This is a genomic window from Dyella dinghuensis, assembly GCF_003977615.1.
GTDB classification, from domain to species: domain Bacteria; phylum Pseudomonadota; class Gammaproteobacteria; order Xanthomonadales; family Rhodanobacteraceae; genus Dyella_B; species Dyella_B dinghuensis.
Window position 1 is genome coordinate 65,084 of sequence record NZ_RYZR01000006.1, and the last position, 18,688, is coordinate 83,771.

Sequence of the window (18,688 nt, forward strand, 5' to 3'; positions counted from 1 at the left end):
TTGACTTGCCGGTCATCGGGCACAAAACAAAACGGCCGCCCAAAGGCGGCCGTTTTGCGATACCTACGCCAACCTTACTTTCTGGGAGCGACAATCGCGCCGATCACATCCTTGCCATCGCCACGTACCAGATGCGGGTAGCGTGAGCCGCCGTGGTAGTCGATATTCACGGTGCTGTAGACGTCCACGTTCTTGACCAGCAACTGGATGGGAGCTTGCGAGATCTTGGCCGCGTCGATCGCATCCTTCAAGCTGTCGATCGAGAAATCGCGGCCGTTGACGGCGACGATGGACAAGCCTGGCACCAAGCCTGCCTGGAACGCAGGCCCGTTCCATTGCACATCGGCGATGCGACCGCTCTGATTGACGACCAGACCGATCGAGTACGACAGATTCGCCGCGTGACGAACACCCTCATAGGCTTTTTCCGCTTGCCCTTGCGTGTCGGTGAACACCAGTTTCCAGCCGCCGCGTTCGATACCGTGTTCGGGCAGCTCGCCGCCGGTGTAGTCGAGACGATCGCGCAGGAATGTCTTCCAGTCGAACGGTTGCACCTGATTGAGCGTGTTCACGACATCGTCGAAAGTGTACGTCTTGGTGACGTAGCTGCCGTTGTCCATGCCGTAGAACGCGTGCGCGAAGTCATCGAGCGAATGTTTGCCGCCGCTGAGTTCGCGAATCTTCGTATCGACGTCCAGCCACAACAGCTGACCTTCCGGATAGAAGTCCGTATCGCGCACCCAGTTGAGCCAGCTGTCGGAGCCGTAATACGTGAGCGGTGCAGCATCGGCAGTATCTTGCAGCGAACGCCATGCGCGGCCGGTGCGATAGCTCATGTCCGCTGCGATGTTGGCGATGGAGTCGCGGTATTGATCCGGCGTCCAAAGTCCCGCGCGCGCGGTAAGCACGCCACACCAGTAATCGGTCAGACCTTCGTAGACCCACAGCAGGTCGTCCTGCATGGGTACGTTGAAGTTGGGCGTCCACAGATCCGCCGGGCGACGGAATTTCCCGTTCCACGAATGCACGAATTCATGCGGCATCAGGCTGGCGGCGAGCAGGTGCATGTCGTCGTCAGTGAAGAAATCGGCAGGCAGGCGATCGTCGCTGGACTGGTGGTGCTCGAGACCGAAATGTCCGGTGTGATCGGAAAGCGTGAGCAGGAAGTCGTAATGATTGTAGTGATTCGCACCGAACAACAAGTTGGTTTGCTTCACGACATCGCGTTGCTGCTGGAGCTGCTTGTCGGTGAGCTTGACGTCTTTCGCCGAATCGCCCACGACATTCAGATGCACGGACGTACCGCCGCTCGGCGTAAGATCGACGCGATTGAAGTTCGCACCCGCAATCAGCGGCGAGTCGACGAAGTTGTTGAAGCTCACTGGTTTGAAGTGAATCGTGTTGCCCGACTGATTATCCACTTGCAGCGCCGAGCCGAATTTCCAGCCTTCGGGCAATTCGACCGTAGGCTGGATCTGAATCTGCCGCGTGTAATAACCGGCGGGATAGAAGGCAACCTGATTGAATTCCATGTCGACCAGATCCGGAGTGGCCGACGCACTGGCGCCGAAGTTGCTGCCTTCACCATCGCCTGGCGACAGGAATTCGAATTCCAGGTCGAGCTGACTTACACCTTCCGGCACGTCCAGATGCAACGTGAACATGTCGCGCAGATCGCGGTGCCACGGCAACTGTTTACCGTTCGCGCGAATGATCAGGCCAGATACGTTCTGCACCGGACCGGAGGGTGCATGCTCGCCGGGAATCCACTTGGGGTAAAACAGTGTTAGCGCGCCGGGTTTCACCGGGATGGTTTCGCGTGAGCGGAAGATGCGCTTGCCGGCATCGCTCAAATCCACATTGACCGTCAGCATCCCAGCATACGGTTGATCGACAGGGGGCGTTACATCACCGGTTTCCGACTGGGCGATTGCTGCAGAGGACAGGGTGATGGCGCCAAAAACAGCTGCAGCGAGAAGGCTCAAACGCATGGAACGAAACTTCACTAGATGACTCCGAGGCAAGCACTGTTTTCGCGGATTACCCACGAAAACAGCTAGGGATGACTGGCCGCCCATGTGGCGCGGCACCTACCCATGGTAGAGCCAACGCCCCAGTCCCCCTCCCCTGCCAGAGGTCACGTGAAAGAGGGTTGACGCTAGGGCTTTTCTAAACGGCTATGGCGGATTCCGTATCCGAAATAGATCAGGCAGCCCAGCGCCATCCAGATGATGAAGCGCTCGAAGGTGATCCACGGCAGGCCGCCGATGCGATGCCAGCCATCGGTATCGGACCACGGCACGCCGAAAATCAGCAGCAGGGAAAACAGCACGCCGAGTGGGGCGACCACAGCCAAGGCGGGTGCGCGAAAACTCCGTGCAACGTGCGGTTTGCGTACACGCAGCACCAGCACGGCCGTGCAGATGATGATGAAAGCGCTGAGCGTACCGATGTTGACCAGCTCGGCGACTTCGCCAATCGGCAATAACCCGGCGACGAGTGCAGTGAACACGCCGAGAATAACCGTGGGCCTTGCCGGTGTCCCGAAACGCGGATGGATATGCGCGTACCACGCCGGCAATAGTCCATCGCGCGCCAGCGCAAACCAGATGCGTGCCGCACCGAGCATGAAAGCGAAGAGCACACTGGTTACGCCGATAACAGCGGCCGCGGCGATGGTTACGCTCAGCCAGTGCAATCCGATCGACTCGAATGCGTCGGAAACCGACGCATCGCCACCGAGATGGCTGTAGTGCGTAATGCCCGTCAGCACCAGCGACACCGCAATGTAGAGCACCATGGCGACAGCGAGCGACAGCAACACTGCGCGTGGCAAATCGCGTTGCGGATGCTTCGCTTCTTCCGCCGCCGTGGTGAGCGTGTCGTAACCGAACACGGCAAAGAACACCACGCTGGCGCCCGTGAGCACACCGGCCCACCCGAAATGTCCCACGCCTTGTGCATCGACCGTGCGCGCAGGAATGAAGGGATGCCAGTTTTCCGCATGGATATAGAAAACACCGACCCCCACGACCAGCAGCACGCCAATCACCTTGATGGCCACCACGACTGTGTTGAAACGCGCACCCCACTCCGTGCGAATGGTCAGCAACGCGGCGACGAGCAGCGAAATACCGGCGGCGATCACGTTGAAGCGATGACCGTCGCTCGGCCCTGCAATGGCTTGTGTACCGTGCATTCCGAATAACTGTTGCAGGTAATACTCCATCGTTTGCGCGCTCATGCTTTGCTGCGCCCACTCCGGCAGATGGACGCCTGCCGAGCCAAGCAACACCTGCACGTAACCGGACCAGCCTATCGCGACCACGGCAACGACCAGCGCATATTCGAGCAGCAGATCCCAGCCGATAATCCACGCCACGAATTCGCCCAGCACTGCATAGCCGTAGGTATAGGCGCTGCCTGTCACCGGAATCAGCCCGGCAAATTCCGCGTAGCAAAGTGCGGCGCATGCGCTACCGAAGCCGGCGATGATGAAGCTCAACGCCACAGCGGGACCGGCATTCATCGCCGCCTGTTGCCCGGCCAGAACGAAGATACCTACGCCGATGATGCCGCCGATGCCGATCGCCGTGAGTTGCCAGAGGCCCAGCACGCGACGGAAGTCGCCACGCTGGCCCGCTTCCGCCTGCAACAGCTCGACGGATTTGTGGCGCAGCATCCGGCTCAGAAAACTCATCGGCGTCTCTCCCCAAGGCAAAGGCCGATGATAGCGAAAGGTGGACGCCTTACTTCAAGGCCATCGTCTTTTCTTTGGGTAGGCCGCATGCTGCATTGCAGCCAAGACGATGCCGATGCATCAACCGAGCGCCGGCGTTCTCGCGTCCGTATGCCGCCGTTCGTAACCGGCCACGCATAGCAGCGCCAGCGCACTAAGGCCGAATACCGAAGCGATAAGGATCACCGCGCGAGGGTCCAGATGCGCAACACCAAACCATTGCCCGCTCATTCCCACGACAACCGCCGTGCCCGCGGTACGCAGCAGCTCGAGCCATACGCCTGCGCTGCGCCCTTCCATCACCACGCCTAGTGTCCACAAACCGAACGTGAGATACGCCGCATAGAGCGCCGCTTGCGAGAGTTCCAGTTTCGGCGCAGCGCCGAGGAAATGCACACCCATCACCAGCATCACCACGAACTGCACGATGCAATACGTTTTCCACGTGCCTGGTAGTGCCGGGTTGTAACGCGCATGTCCAATATCGAAATCAGACTTGGGAAAACGCGCCGCGACGTCAACAGGCCGCCAGCCCGGTGGCTTGAACCATACACGCAACTTGTCGAGCCAGTTGCGCGCATGCCAGCTGTCTTTCAGCATCGCCCAATACACTTCGGCGTTCGCCCACAGCGGGTTCCAGCTTTGCAGCGGCGCACGCGTGCCGTAGATCGGCGGGTCTTCGTCGTTTTCTTCGACGAAGCTGCCGAATAGGCGATCCCAGATGATCAGGATGCCGCCGTAGTTTCGATCCAGGTATCGATCGTTCACCGCATGATGCGCGCGATGATTGGACGGCGAACAGAACACGCGATCGAACCAGCCGAGACGATCGATCACTTCGGTGTGCACCCAGAACTGATAGAGCAGATCGATCAGCGCCACCACCGCGAAGACTTCGGTGGGATAACCCAGCAACGCCATCGGCAGATAGAACAACCAGCCGAGCAGAAAGCCACTGCCGGTCTGACGCAAAGCCGTGGTGAGGTTGTAACTCTCACTCTGATGATGCACCACGTGCGCTGCCCACAACACGTTCACTTCGTGTCCAAAGCGATGCAGCCAGTAATAGAGCAAGTCGTACAGCAACACACCGCTGATCCAGACCCACACGCTGTTGGCCGGCAGTGTCCATTGCGCCAGATGACTTGCGCACCAGGCGTAGATGCCGATGGTGAAGAGCTTGGTGAAGATGCCGACGATCTGCGACACCACGCCAAGGCCGAGGCTGTTGATCGCATCATTGACGTGATAGACATCGCGGCCACGCCACTTCGCGACCAGCAGTTCGATACCGATCAGGACGAAGAAGCCCGGAATCGCCCAGGCCATGATTTGTTCCGGCGTGATCATCGCAAGCGTTGCCCTCTTCCCGCCGTGGCGCCCGCTCACCCGAACGGCCGACCAGCCATGGCTACGCGATCAGTATATATAGCCGGGGCAAGGATAAAGCAGCGCAAAAACCGCCTTTGGCGGGCGTCCGCGTTTGAAACGTTAACGGCTCGCTAGTGATCCGCGGCCTTCCCCGGCTGTTTTCAGCGAGATGCTTCCCAGCGCATAGAGCGGGCCGTCAATGGGTGCGGTAAAGGCCAGACACAACGTGTGCTCCCCCTGCGTTTGGGGCAGCGATGCATCCAGTGAGAATTTCCGCGCGCTGACGGCCGGATTGGGCAACGGCATCGTGGCAAGCGTCGGGCCATCGCATCGATCCAGATGCACCACCAGCTCGCCATAGGGCGTGGTGTGCGGACGTGACACGACCAGCTTCTGATCGTGTGCGAGCGCATAGTTGCGCTCCAGCCGTACGACATCCGCATGGATCGCATTCACCCCATCAAGCGGCGCCGCCGGAAATTGCTCGCACGAATCGAAAACGTTCACGGCATACACCGGCGCCATGCTGGTTGCATCGGGCATCGGTTGAATGCGCAAACGGAAATCGCTGCCGGGGCAATTAGGAAGTTCGACGCCAAGCCGTGTCAGCAAGCTATCGTGATCGAGCACACGAACACGTTCCGCAGCGAGCACGCTCCCATCCTCGGCAAATGTTTTGGCTTTGATCGTCGCCGGGACGTTGACGACAAAGGGACCGCGATAAAGCGGCGCGTGAATATCCGGCGTGCTTCCGTCTTCGGTGTAGTGAATGGCGCCGTAGCCAGCCTGATTCGAAATCGTGACCGTCGCACGATGCATCTTGAGCGCTTTGTTGGCGTCGAGATGGATGTTTGGCGCAAACGCACTGTCCGCCTGGTCGACCTGCTGATCCGCGTAGCGCTCGAATTGCGCGGGTAATCGCGCCACGAAATTTTTCCAATTGCGGGCCGAAGCTGGCGACCAGACTACTTCGCTCAACGCATCGATACGCGGGAGTGCCGCATGTTCGACATGCTGCATGGTCGGAATATGCTCGGTCCAGATATTAGCTTGTGCGCCGAGCACATGTTTGGCTTGTGTCGCACTCAACTGCGCCGGTATCGGATTGAAAGCATAGATGCTGGCAAGATCGCGCACGGGAACGCGTCCTGCCGTTTCATCGGGCAGATCGCTTTGCACGCCGTCCAGATAAAGATCGGGCGACGGCGACATGACTACGTCGTGCCCCATCTTCGCCGCCTTGATCGCACCATCTGTACCGCGCCACGACATCACAGTGGCATCGGCTGGCACACCGCCATCGAGAATTTCATCCCAACCGATCATCCGGCGGCCATGCGCCGCGAGATAGCTGCCGACACGGCCGATAAACCAGCCCTGCAATGCATCTTCATCCTTCAGATGCAGCGCACGAATCTTGGCCTGTATCGCCGGCGATGCCTTCCATTGATCCTTGACGGCCTCGTCGCCACCGACGTGGATGTAGTGCGACGGGAACAACGCCATCACTTCGTCGAGCACGTTGTCGACGAACTGGAATGTCGCATCGTCGACGTTGTAAAGATACGGATTGACGCCCCAATCGACGGATACGGGTGGCCGTTTCCCGGTTACGCCGATCTGCGGATACGACGCGACGGCAGCCTGTGCGTGGCCGGGCATGTCGATTTCCGGTACCACCGTAATGTGTCGCGCGGTTGCATAGGCAACGACATCGCGAATTTCGTCCTGCGTATAAAAACCGCCGTAACGCAGCGGCTCGCCATCGTGACCGGCATCCGGCGGTGTTCGCCACGCGCCGATGTGCGTGAGTTCGGGATAACGCTTGATCTCGATACGCCAGCCTTGGTCATCCGTAAGATGCCAATGCAGCACGTTGAGCTTGTGCTGCGCCATTTGATCGATCAGCAGCTTTACGTCGGAAGCGGATTGAAAATGTCGCGCGGAATCGAGCATGACACCGCGCCACGCAAAACGCGGCCAGTCGCTGATGTGGAGTGCCTGCACTTGTACGGCACCCTTCTGCGCATCCGGCGTCAGCAATTGCCAAAGGGTAATGCCACCGTAGAAGAGTCCGGCATCATCACGCGCGTCGATGGTTATGCCGTGCGAGGTGACATCCAGCTTATAACCCTCGGCTTGTGTCACAGGCGATGCCGGATTGCGCACAAAGGCAATGGCGTTCGCAGCAGACCCGCCTTCGACGATCTTCAAATGCAGGCCGCGGGTGCGCGCCAGTGTGTCGACAAGATATTGCGCAGACTGACGCGCCGCTGCGTCTCCGGATGGAATGACGATAGGTGTGTTGTCATCGACCGTGAATGAGCCTTCCGCGGTTTGCAGCTGCGCCGGCAACGGGATAATGGATACGGGTGACGCTTGCACGAGGCCGCACAGCGCGAAAAAAAAGATGACGCCTGCCAGTCTCATAGTTTTATCCGTATAGAGGTGTTTCAGTCGTGCGGAAGGCTGACGGCGTACAGATACCACGCGTCATGCGGCAACCACTGTTCGGTCCAGCGCCAATCGTCGTCGCGACCGGTTTGCGCATACCCGAGATTGAAAGCGATACCGTCTTCATCATCAAGACCCGCGGTGATGCCGTTGATGATGGCACCCGGTGCGCTGGTGTATTCATACGACTTGAAGAACATGTACTGCGCGTTGCGCTGACCGCTGCCCATCAACATGCTGGTGTCGTAGGGGTTGCGGCCGAGGATCCAGTGCAGCTGGTTCCAGGCGTAGTTTTCGAGCTGGTTGCGGAAGCCGGGATCATCGGCGAAAAAGGATGCTGCCATGCGTGCCGCGGCGGCAAGCGACGCCAGGCGTGCATTTTCGCCTTGCCACCAGGGCGCAGCTTCCGAATCGTGCGGGAAGAAGAAGGCGGTGCGTACCGCGCCGTTACCCATGCGCACGAGCTGTCGTGCATAACCGAATGGGTTATTTACGTCGCCCGTGACATGCAGCTCATACGCGAGTGAACGACGCACCGTGTCGCGAACAGCCTTCTGCTGTACGGGAGTCGCGATGGTGGCGTACTCCAGCAACGCCACGACCGGCAGCCCCGCATCGGTGGGATGAAAGAACGGCCGCGTTCCGGCATCGGCACGCCAGTAATCCTGCTGACCGTCGTGGGTGGTCAGGCGCGCCATGAGGTTGCCGGCACGTTGATCGGCCGCTTTGCGCCACACGTCATCGTGTGTCGCGCGATAAAGCTCGGTTGCCGCCAGCAACGCGCAGTAATCGTCGACGATATTTTCCACGCCGTCGTTGATCAGTTCCTTATTGTGCGCATCGAGAAAACGATACGCATCTTCGGCCGTGCGCAGATAATCCTGCCGCTTGAACTCGCCATCGGCATCCATGGTGCTGGCAAGTGCGAGCGCCGCAATGGCCATGCCGCCACCTGCACGAAAGCTCGCTTCATAGGCATGCGGACCGCGCGCAGGTTTTTCCACTTTCTGCGTCGTGTCGTTGGCGCTCGTCTTGATCTGCGTGCGCCAATTGGGATCCCCGATCACGCGGTCCTGCGGCAGCTTGCCAATGCCCGGGCCGTCGATGGATTGATAGAAGGAACCATCCGTCCGCTTGTCGCGCACAAGGAAATCTGCGCCGAACAGGCCTTCGTCCAGCAGACGTCTTAGATACTGGCTGAAATTCTGATCGTGCCGCGCATCCAGCTGCTGCCAGCTGCGCAGCAGACTCCACACGACGAGCGGTACCTGTTGCGTATTGAAATAGGACGTGAGGTTTTGATGCGACAGGTGGATACCGTAGTCACCGGTGGCGTCGTACCAGCCACCGTGAATGTCCAACGCGCCGGGTTTGCCGTCGGGTCGCGGCAGGTGACGATCGGCCTCGTCGAGCAAGCCACTCGCGCGCTGACCTTTGAAGTAATAGACGACGTTGGAGAAGGTGTTGCGCTCCAGCACGTTGTCCTGCACGAGAAATTCGTCGGAACGCACACAGGTTCCGTGATCGAGCACTTGCAGGTAATAGCGCCCCGGCGTCTTGAGCGCGGAGAAGTCGGCCTGCCAGTAATGTTGATCGCCCCATTTCGCCACGGGGCCGCTGTCCTGCAGCGTGCCGGTCAATACCGGCTTGCCGTCGCTTGCATCGATGACCTGGAATTGGTGCAGCGATTCGGTTGCGTCGGACGAGACGACAGCCTGTTTCGAAGCGGTGAGTTCATAACCCACCTGGTCAACCAGCAGTCTGGGCTCCGTGGCCTGCGCGTGAAGTCCATACATCGCAAGACCAACGGCGATACAGCGCACGGCGAGCTTCATGCACAACCTCCCAGACAGCGGATACCGTGATACCTGTGGTACGCATCGCGGCTCCCTTCTCAAGCATTCAACTTCCCAAAAAAAAGGGACCTGGCAAGAAAGCACCAGGTCCTTGGCGGGGAAGAAGAAAGACCTTCGATTTACATAAGCATCAGAACTTGAAGTGTGCCTCGAGCATGAACTCGCGACCGCTCACGTACTCGTTGAGAAGCATCGTGTTGTTGATGCCGTCATACTGCTTGTACACCGAGTTCAACAGATTCAGCATGTCGAACGACACGGAGAAGTTCTTGTTGAACGCGTAGGCAGCCGATGCATCAAGTTCTTTGTAGCTAGCGGTATAAGCACTCGTCGCACCTGCTACGTAGCCGCCGGCAAGGTACTTGCTGCGGTAGTTGTAGGAAACGCTTGCGCTATACGGACCTTGCTCGAAGTAAGGAGCCAACGTATACGAGTTCTTCGAGTTGTACGGCAACCAGTTGGCACCCTGGATCGTCTCGACCGTGCGCGAGTCGGAGTACGTGTAGTTCGCACGAAGACCGAAACCGCTGTCGCCGAACGCCTGCTGGTAACTAATGGCAGCGCCCTTGACTTTGGCACGGCCGCCGTTAACCGGTGCGGTGACCTGGTAGGTACATACGCCGGCAACCGTACACATGCCGTTGGCGACCAGCTGCGCACCGGTCGGGCCCGGATAGAGCGTGCCCCACGAACCGTTTTCATGCGTCTCAGGAGTGGTCTCCTGAGTGACGTAGTTCAACACGTTCTTATAGAAGCCGGAGAACGCAATGACCGACTGATCGTTGAAGTACCACTCGGCAGAAACATCGCCGTTGATCGAACGATAAGGCTTGATGCCCGGATTGCCGGCGGTCGCTGTGAGCACCGTGTCATTGGCTTCGAAGAACGGTGCCAATTCGTTATACGGCGCGTAAGCGACTGTCTCCGACGCTGCACCACGCAGGATGAAATCCGGGGTCAGGTTGTAGGCGATATTGAATGCCGGCAGCCAGTTGTAACGCGTGGTCTGCACACCAATGTAGCCCGTGCCGTTGGTGAAGTTGCAATCCCAGGGTACGAGTCCATCAGCACCGGCCACCTGGCAGCTGCTGGGAACGTAATAACCATAGGAGTTGGTCTGGGTTTTCACCCAACGCAAGCCGAGGTTGCCATGCAGATTGTCCGTGCCGAAGTTGGCCTGTCCGTACACGGCCGTGTTCTGCTGCTGCACGTTGAACGTGTTATCCCAATAGTCGACCGGATCGTTCGCCGACAGCGGGCCGTTGTTCAGCACCGCATTGAAGATGCAGTTGTAACCGCAGGTCTGCACATGCGACACGGAACTGCCACCGAGGCCAATCGACGAAGCGCCCTGCAGGTTGGTCAGGCCGCCATAACCGATCTGGTTCAGCGTCATGTTCGGCACGCCGCGGTAGATCAACAGGCTCTGGCTTTCCCAGTGCGAGGCGTAGCGCGCGCCAACCAACAGTTCATTGATGAAGCCGTCGAAATCCTTGCTGAAATCGATCTGCGCGTAAGAATCACGCGCATGGTACGGCTTGTAGCCAATGTTTCCGCCGAAATCGTTGTCGGCCCAGTAATTGGGATTGTTGGCCGTGGCGAGATTGGTGAAGTTGAATCCGTTCGGGATGCTCCAGTTGAAGCCACCGCCGTAGTAGATTTCCTTGAACGCCTGGCTGATCACGTTGTTCGACGTGCTCACACCGATCTGGCCACCCAAGCGCCAGCCGTCACCGTAGTAAGTACCGCGCCAGTCGACACCCTTGGTCCGGATGTAGGACGCACGCGCGTCGTTATCCTCGAACGTATCGGCCGTACTGGTGCACGACGTTGCCTCAAAGCAAGGCGTACCGACCTGCGTACCGGAGGTCACGACGCCATTGCCGTTCGCTGTCAGGTGGGTAATACCCGCATAGTTGAAACCGGCGATCGGATAGAGCGAGGTGTTGATGTTGTTGAGGCTGTCATTCATGTACATCAAGCTGAGCGTGCTATCGAAATGCTCGTTCGGCTTGTACTGAATGTTGACGAAGATGCTATTGCGCTTTTCGATCTGCTCGAAGTTGGCCGAGTTGATTTCGGTCGGCATCTGGTCGCTGTTTTTCAGCTGACCGGAGGCCACTTCGGCAGCGATCAACGGGTTCACGGCCGAAATGGCCGACACCGGCGTGTAGCTGAAGATTTCCTGGCCTTGGCGTGAAGTGTCCTGCTCGTAGTGCTGCGCAGAAACGTCGACACCGAAGGTCTTCGAATCGTTGTGCCAGCTATAGAACACCGAACCGTTCGGACGGTTCTTGTCCGTCATGTCGTTGTAGTTCGCTCCGAACGTACCGCTGAGCGTGTTCGAAGGGACATCCAACGGCTGCACGGTGTGCATGAAGACGGTGCCGCCGAGACTGCCTTCCGGCAGGCGCGCTTCGGGCGTCTTGAAGATTTCGAGCTGACCGAGAATTTCCGCTGGCAGCAACGAATAGTTGAAGCCGCGGTTCGGGCTATCGCCGTACAACCACAGTGCTTGCGCAACCGGGTGACCATCGAGGTACGACAAGTTCAAGCTCGGGTCGATGCCGTCGATGCTGACGCGCTGTGTGGCACCGAACAAGTGATCGAGCGTGACGCCCGGCACCTGTGCCAGTGCTTCGGCAACGTTGGTGGCCGGGAACTTGCCGATATCGGTCGCCGTAATGGCATCGACGATCGCATCGGCATTGCGCTTGGTATCCATCGACTGCTGCAAGCTGGCGCGGATACCGACAACAGTGACCGTGGACAGCTGCTTGGCATTGGCCTTTTCGGCCTGTTGCTCGGACTGCTGACTTGCAGGTACAGCTGCTGGTGCAGACGTCGTCTGCGTTGTGTCTTGCGCGTACAAGGTGCCGGCAAAACATAGTCCGGCGAAGATACTCGCGGCTAGTAGTGTCTTACGATGTGACATGACTTCCTCCCCTCAGAGGCGTTTTCAGCAACGGAAAATGTTCGCGGCATGCCCGTGCTGTGTGGCGATTGGGCTTGCGCCCGGTTCAATTCAAAAAACGGCGTTTTCCAAACTTGACTCGGCGCGCCCATCACTGAGCATGCTGACTGTCCAAATACAGGCCAGCAGCGCCGATGACCCCGAGCTGGCCGTGCTCCATCAGTCGTACAGGTACTTGTTGCAAGTAAGGACGCATGACGCCCTTGTTGAAAAAGCGCTCTGCAAACGTGCTTGAAAGCAGCAAATCGCGGATCTGCGGCAAGATGCCGCCAGCGAGGTATGCACCGCCGCGTGCGCCATAAAGCAGCACAAGATCGCCGACGAAACTGCCAAGCAAACCGCAGAACACGTTCAAGGCCTCGGTGGCTGCGGCATCGGATTGCTCAACTGCACTGCGCGTAATGTCCGCAGGCAGTTGCAGCGACGCCCTCACGCCGCGCAACGAGCAAATCGCGTTGTAAAGATTGACCAGGCCGGGACCTGAGAGCGCGTGTTCGAACGATACGTACGCACGATCGCGCGCCAGGAAACGCAGAATGTCGATTTCCAGTTCGTTGCCCGGCGCCAGCGCAACCTGTCCGGCTTCAGTGGGCAGCACGGTGGCGTGCGGCTTGCCCGGCAACAGCACGGCCGAACCCAAGCCGGTGCCTGGGCCCATGACCAACACGGGGCCAACCATTTGCGGCGCACTGGTTTCGATCACCGGCGTGGTGTCGGCGTGCGTCATGAACTGCGTGGCGTACGCCACAGCCTCGAAATCGTTGATGACCGCGAGCGTGGAGATACCGAGCGTTTCGCGAATGTCGCGAATCGACACCGGCCACGGCAGGTTGTCGTTGACGATGGCATCGCCCAGCACATAGCCCGCACTGGCCACAGCGCAATGATCGACATGCATGCCGGGGCTGAGCTGGGAAACGAAATCTTTCAGTACCGCAGTGAGGCTGGGCCATTCGGCGCAGGCATAGCGGCGGTATTCGAGCACCGTGACGGGCCGATGGCCATCCGGACGGGGACTGACGAGACCGATGCGCGCATGCGTGCCACCGACATCGGCGGCCAAAAAGGCCAGTTCCGGTGACGGCACCGATTGCGCATTGCCACGTATGACAGCCTGAGCCACGCCCCCTCCTTGCGTTGATATCTCGTGCCTGCCCCTACGACTACGTGGGCGTTACTCCCACGGCACGATGCTGGTGACGGAGTCTGGTCAGGAATGACAACGCTGTCAACAGGGTGTAAAGAACATCTTCAAGACATGTTTGACGCAGTGCGAAAGGCAGTTTTTTGAGGCTGCAGGCCAGAATGTATAAATTAATGATTAAATTGATGTTTAGTGACGACCACCCATGACCAAAGACCCTCCCTTCAAAGTGCTGCGACGCACCACAAAAAGGTTTCAAATGGGTCAATAATGGCGCACGTTGTCGGCGCGCATTCTGTCCTGTCGATTGACAACGTTGTGTCTCAGGGACAATAAAGCTTGCTACGGTGATGTCGTTCGAGCGTCATCGACATCGGGTCTGTCACGGGGAATCTTCATGTCGTCCACCACCTATACCGCCGGCGCGCCACGCACGTCGACACTTTTGCCGATGATCATCATCGGCGTGCTGTTTTTTATTTTCGGATTTGTCACCTGGCTCAATGGGCCGCTGATCTCGTTCGTCAAAGTGGCATTTACGCTTGACGACATCAATGCATTCCTCGTTCCGTTCGCGTTCTACGTTTCCTACTTTGTTCTCGCGCTGCCCGCAGGTGTCGTGTTGAAACGCACGGGCATGAAAAAAGGCATGGCGCTAGGCCTTTTCATCATGGCCATTGGCGCCGCAGTGTTCGGCGAGTTCGTGCGCATGCGCGTTTACTACGGTGCACTCACGGGTCTGTTTACGATCGGTGCGGGCTTGTCGCTGCTGCAAACCGCATCCAATCCGTACATCAGCATTCTGGGCCCCATCGATAGCGCCGCGCAGCGCATTGCCTTCATGGGCATATGCAACAAGGTGGCTGGTGCGCTGGCACCGATCGCCTTCGGCATATTGATCATGACGGGCATCGATTCGTTTCAGGATCAAGTCGCAAAAACCGCTATAGGTCCTGCACGTGACGCACTTCTGAACGATTTCGCCGCGCGCGTTTTCGTTCCTTATATGGCGATGGCGGCCATTCTCGTGGTGCTGGCAATCTGGATCGTGTGGTCGTCGCTGCCGGAGATCAAACCCTCCGGCGCCAACAGCGAACGCGCGATTGGCCATACATCGGGCGGCATTTTCAGCTTCCCGCATCTGTGGCTCGGTGTGCTTTGCCTGTTCCTGTATGTCGGCGTCGAGGTGATGGCGGGCGATGCGATCAACACCTACGGCCAGGGTTTTGGCTTGCCGTTGAAGGTGACCTCGCACTTCACGACGTACACCATGCTCGCGATGCTGACCGGGTACGTGGTTGGCTTGTTGATTATTCCGCGCTTCATTTCGCAGCAGCGTTATCTGGCGGTATCGGCCGTCATGGGCGTGATCTTCGCTTTCGGCGCCTATGTCACGCACGGCTATACGTCGGTAGCGTTCGTCGCTGCGCTGGGCTTCGCTAACGCCATGATGTGGCCGGCGATCTTCCCGCTGGCGATCAAGGGCCTGGGTAGCCATACCGAGCTGGGCTCGGCGCTGCTGATCATGGGCATCGTCGGTGGTGCGCTGCTTCCCCAGGTGTTCGTGCATCTGAAGGAGCACATCGACTTCCAGCTAGCATTCCTGGTTGTCATAGTCCCGTGCTATCTCTACATCCTTTACTACGGCGTACGTGGGCATAGCGTGGGCAACCACGCGGTCTGAAGGCATAATTGCGATGTCAGGCGCCGGTGACTCTTACCTGTTGACCACCACTCGACCCGGCGACTGGGCTACGATGCCCACCCGACACCCGGGAGGATTCCTGTTTGCACAGTCCAACCATCAAGGATGTCGCCAAGCACGCCGGCGTCTCGCTCAAGACGGTCTCTCGCGTTATCAACCACGAAGCGGCGGTACGTACGGAAACCCGCGAGAAAGTGGAGCGGGCGATCGAGCAGCTCGGCTATCGGCCGGACCCGTCGGCCCGCAGCCTGCGCAGCAGCACGCACTCGTATGCGATCGGGCTGGTGTACGACAACCCGAACGCGCACTACGTGATCGATATGCAGAACGGCGTGCTGTCCGCATGCCGCGAGCGTGGCTTCGGTCTGCAGATTTACCCGTGCGACTCGACGGCACCGAAACTGGCGGAGGAACTGGTCTCGCTGGTACAGCGCGCACGTCTGGCCGGCTTGATTCTAGCGCCGCCGATGTCGGAGCAATCGGCGCTGCTGGCAACGCTGAAAGCACACGATGTGGCGTTCGTTCGCATCATCGCCTCGCGCGAAGATCCGAAAGACGGCATGCCGTGCGTCTATGTGGACGACCACGATGCGGCCTACGCGATTACCGAGCATCTGATTCAACTCGGTCACACGCGCATCGGCTTTTTGTGGGGCGAACCGCATCACCGTTCGAGCCCGGAGCGTTATCAGGGCTACGCGGATGCGTTGAAGGACTACGGCATCGCGATCAATCGCAAACTGATCCTGCCCGGACGGTACGCCTTCGACGACGGCTTTCGCGGTGCACGCAAATTGCTCGCCTTGAAGGAACCGCCCACCGCGATCTTCGGTTGCAACGACGAAATTGCCGCGGGCGTATTGGCGGCGGCGCGCTCGGCGGGACTGGACGTACCGTGGGACCTGTCCATCGCCGGTTTCGAGGACAGTCCGTTTTCCAAACAAGCGTGGCCTGCGCTCACCACCGCGCGGCAGTCGACCAGCGAGATCGGTCGTCACGCCGCATTGCGCTTGATGAGCGGCTTGCAAAACCAGAACGCGGAGCCGACCAACGAAGGCTTCATGCCCGAGCTGGTCGTACGCGGCTCGACCGCGCCACCACGTCAAACCTGATGTTGCATGCGACGCGCGCGATGCGCCGCCGCATGCATTCCCTATTCGTCATTTCACGCAGCGTATGGCGTTGTGCGTCGGCTTCCGATGCGCAGCGCGACATGCTGCGTTTCATTTCTTTTCCGGAGTCCCCATGAAATCCGCTCGCGACACCCTGATGTACAACGAGGCGCAGGAAAGCGCCGAAGCGGTTGAACGCCAGCTGGCGCAAAACGCGTCGATACTCAAATCCCTCGGCGAACGTTTGCGCACCCAACCGCCCAGCTTCATCGTGACCTGCGCGCGCGGCAGTTCCGATCACGCTGCGGTGTATGCGAAATACGTGTTCGAAACGCGTCTTGGTTTGGTCACCGCATCGGCGTCGCCATCCATTTCGTCGATCTACAACACCGATCTGAAAGTGGACGGCGCACTGTTCATCGCGATCTCGCAATCGGGCAAAAGCCCCGACCTGCTGCGCAGCGCGCAAGCGGCGAAAGATGCGGGCGCTTATGTGGTGGCGATGGTCAACGTCGAAGATTCGCCACTCGCCGGACTGGCCGATACGGTTATTCCGCTCCGCGCCGGTCCCGAGCAAAGCGTTGCTGCGACGAAGAGCTATCTCGCCACGCTCGCGGCCGTTCTTCAATTGACCGCGTACTGGACGAACGACGACAAACTGCATGCCGCCGTTGCGCGGCTGCCTGATGATCTTCGTCGCGGATGGAATAGCGACTGGGGTGCACTCGAGCGCGGATTAGTCGATGTGCAGAATCTTTATGTCGTCGGTCGCGGCTACGGTTTTGGCGCAGCACTCGAAGCGGCGCTCAAGTTGAAAGAAACCTGCGGCCTGCATGCCGAAGCATTCAGCGCGGCCGAAGTGAAGCATGGCCCGATGGCCTTGGTCGGCGCGAATTTCCCCGTGCTGTTCCTCGCACAGGACGATGGCACGCTGGAAAACACCTTGGCCGTCGCTGCCGAATTCCGCGCGCGCGGCGTGCGCGTATGGGTAGCCGCGCCCGGTGCGGAAGGTCCTGATGCGCTGCCGCTTCCCAGCGGCGTCGAGGCCATCGTCACACCCTTGCTCGCCGTGCAGAGCTTTTACCGCGCCGCCAGCGCAGTGTCACTCGCGCGGGGTTACGATCCGGATGTGCCGCCACATCTGCGCAAGGTTACGGAGACTGTGTAATGCCGCCGAATCCGCTGATTGCTTTGGTCAATGGCCGCCTCGTAGGCGATCACGGTCCGCGCGAAGGCCAGGTGGTGTTGGTGCGCGGCAAGCGCATCGTGGCCATCGTGGCCCATGACGATGCGCGTATTGGCGATGCGCAGAAGCACGATCTGCAAGGTCATTTGCTGCTGCCGGGCTTCATCGACGTGCAGGTCAACGGCGGCGGCGGCCTGCTGTTCAACGACGCCCCGACAGTCGACACGCTACGTGGCATCGCCCAGGCGCACCGCAAGTACGGCACGACCGGCATGTTGCCGACATTGATCACCGACACGGCCGAGCAGATGCACGCCGCGCTTACCGCCGTGGATGAAGCGATCGAACAACGCGTCCCCGGCATTCTGGGCATTCATGTCGAAGGGCCGTTCCTGGCGACTGCGCGCAAGGGTATTCATAACGCCGATCTTTTCCGCTTGCCGGACGCGAGCGACGTCGAAGTGCTCACCGCGCCGCATAAGGGCGTGGTGATGCTGACGCTTGCACCCGATCAGGTATCGCCAGCCATCATCGCGCGATTGAGCGAAGCGGGCGTCGTGGTTGTCGCCGGACATACGGGCGCTGACTACGCGACCACGCGCGCCGCTCTCGATGCCGGTGTTTGTGGCTTTACGCATCTCTACAACGCGATGACGCCGCTAGCCAGCCGCGATCCTGGCGTCGTGGGTGCTGCCCTGGATGATCCGTACAGCTGGTGCGGACTGATTGTCGACGGTCATCACGTCCACCCTGCCACGCTGCGTGTCGCCATCGCGGCGAAGGCGCAGGGCAAATGCGTACTCGTGACGGATGCGATGCCGCCCGTCGGCAGCGACAATCCCATCTATGTACTCAACGGACAAACCATCGTCATGCGCGATGGCATTTGCCAAAGCGAAGCGGGCGTACTGGCTGGCTCCGGCCTCGATATGGCAGGCGCCGTGCGCAACGCGGTGGAGATGCTTGGCCTGCCGCTGGCCGAAGCGTCGCGCATGGCCAGCAGTTATCCGGCCGCGTGGATCGGCCTCGACCGCACGCATGGACGCATCGCCGCCGGTTATCACGCCGACTTTGCGGTGATGGACGATTCGTTCACCGTGCGCGAAACCTGGGTCGACGGCGTCGCCTATCCCGTCGTTTGATCGTT

The 18,688-nt window shown here is 59.5% G+C and carries 11 protein-coding genes; 4 read left to right on the forward strand and 7 right to left on the reverse strand.

Annotation, left to right across the window (positions count from 1 at the left end; translation table 11 throughout):
• Positions 1-74: 74 nt before the first annotated feature.
• The 7 genes from EKH79_RS11370 to glk all read right to left on the reverse strand — a co-directional run bounded on the left by EKH79_RS11370 (position 75) and on the right by glk (position 13,517).
• Positions 75-1,991: a M61 family metallopeptidase gene (locus tag EKH79_RS11370; protein ID WP_126673947.1), complete on the reverse strand. Its 1,917-nt coding sequence runs from the start codon at positions 1,989-1,991 to the stop codon at positions 75-77.
• 167 nt (positions 1,992-2,158) lie between these two features.
• The gene (locus EKH79_RS11375; RefSeq protein ID WP_126673948.1) at positions 2,159-3,700 is read right to left on the reverse strand and encodes an amino acid permease; all 1,542 of its coding nucleotides are present in this window, start codon (positions 3,698-3,700) and stop codon (positions 2,159-2,161) included.
• Positions 3,701-3,820: 120 nt separating this feature from the next.
• Positions 3,821-5,068, reverse strand: coding sequence for a sterol desaturase family protein (locus tag EKH79_RS11380; RefSeq protein WP_325050604.1), 1,248 nt, complete (start codon positions 5,066-5,068; stop codon positions 3,821-3,823).
• A gap of 162 nt (positions 5,069-5,230) precedes the next feature.
• Positions 5,231-7,540: a beta-N-acetylhexosaminidase gene (locus EKH79_RS11390; protein WP_126673950.1), complete on the reverse strand. Its 2,310-nt coding sequence runs from the start codon at positions 7,538-7,540 to the stop codon at positions 5,231-5,233.
• Between the two features lie 23 nt (positions 7,541-7,563).
• Positions 7,564-9,399 carry a glycoside hydrolase family 9 protein gene (locus EKH79_RS11395; RefSeq protein ID WP_126673951.1) on the reverse strand — a complete coding sequence of 612 codons (1,836 nt, stop codon included), beginning with the start codon at positions 9,397-9,399 and terminating at the stop codon, positions 7,564-7,566.
• Between the two features lie 151 nt (positions 9,400-9,550).
• Positions 9,551-12,355: a TonB-dependent receptor gene (locus EKH79_RS11400; protein ID WP_126673952.1), complete on the reverse strand. Its 2,805-nt coding sequence runs from the start codon at positions 12,353-12,355 to the stop codon at positions 9,551-9,553.
• A 130-nt stretch (positions 12,356-12,485) separates the two neighbouring features.
• The gene (gene glk / locus EKH79_RS11405; RefSeq protein ID WP_126673953.1) at positions 12,486-13,517 is read right to left on the reverse strand and encodes a glucokinase; all 1,032 of its coding nucleotides are present in this window, start codon (positions 13,515-13,517) and stop codon (positions 12,486-12,488) included.
• Positions 13,518-13,935: 418 nt separating this feature from the next.
• Between glk and EKH79_RS11410 the strand changes: the two genes are divergently transcribed.
• The 4 genes from EKH79_RS11410 to nagA all read left to right on the forward strand — a co-directional run bounded on the left by EKH79_RS11410 (position 13,936) and on the right by nagA (position 18,683).
• Positions 13,936-15,222, forward strand: a complete 1,287-nt coding sequence (locus tag EKH79_RS11410; RefSeq protein WP_126673954.1) for a sugar MFS transporter — start codon at positions 13,936-13,938, stop codon at positions 15,220-15,222.
• Positions 15,223-15,326: 104 nt separating this feature from the next.
• Positions 15,327-16,355 carry a LacI family DNA-binding transcriptional regulator gene (locus tag EKH79_RS11415; protein WP_126673955.1) on the forward strand — a complete coding sequence of 343 codons (1,029 nt, stop codon included), beginning with the start codon at positions 15,327-15,329 and terminating at the stop codon, positions 16,353-16,355.
• Positions 16,356-16,488: 133 nt separating this feature from the next.
• Entirely contained in the window at positions 16,489-17,523 is a 1,035-nt protein-coding gene (locus EKH79_RS11420; RefSeq protein ID WP_126673956.1) for an SIS domain-containing protein, read from the forward strand.
• Positions 17,523-18,683 carry an N-acetylglucosamine-6-phosphate deacetylase gene (gene nagA / locus EKH79_RS11425; RefSeq protein WP_126673957.1) on the forward strand — a complete coding sequence of 387 codons (1,161 nt, stop codon included), beginning with the start codon at positions 17,523-17,525 and terminating at the stop codon, positions 18,681-18,683. Before EKH79_RS11420 ends, nagA begins: the two co-directional genes overlap by 1 nt.
• Positions 18,684-18,688: the final 5 nt, after the last annotated feature.

Bases quoted from the DNA above. Each gene is read 5' to 3' on its own strand.
- EKH79_RS11420 (WP_126673956.1), top strand. From the start codon at position 16,489: ATGAAATCCGCTCGCGACACCCTGATGTACAACGAGGCGCAGGAAAGC.
- nagA (WP_126673957.1), top strand. From the start codon at position 17,523: ATGCCGCCGAATCCGCTGATTGCTTTGGTCAATGGCCGCCTCGTAGGC.
- EKH79_RS11390 (WP_126673950.1), bottom strand. From the start codon at position 7,540: ATGAGACTGGCAGGCGTCATCTTTTTTTTCGCGCTGTGCGGCCTCGTG.
- EKH79_RS11400 (WP_126673952.1), bottom strand. From the start codon at position 12,355: ATGTCACATCGTAAGACACTACTAGCCGCGAGTATCTTCGCCGGACTA.
- EKH79_RS11380 (WP_325050604.1), bottom strand. From the start codon at position 5,068: ATGGCCTGGGCGATTCCGGGCTTCTTCGTCCTGATCGGTATCGAACTG.
- EKH79_RS11410 (WP_126673954.1), top strand. From the start codon at position 13,936: ATGTCGTCCACCACCTATACCGCCGGCGCGCCACGCACGTCGACACTT.
- EKH79_RS11395 (WP_126673951.1), bottom strand. From the start codon at position 9,399: ATGAAGCTCGCCGTGCGCTGTATCGCCGTTGGTCTTGCGATGTATGGA.
- EKH79_RS11375 (WP_126673948.1), bottom strand. From the start codon at position 3,700: ATGAGTTTTCTGAGCCGGATGCTGCGCCACAAATCCGTCGAGCTGTTG.
- EKH79_RS11370 (WP_126673947.1), bottom strand. From the start codon at position 1,991: ATGCGTTTGAGCCTTCTCGCTGCAGCTGTTTTTGGCGCCATCACCCTG.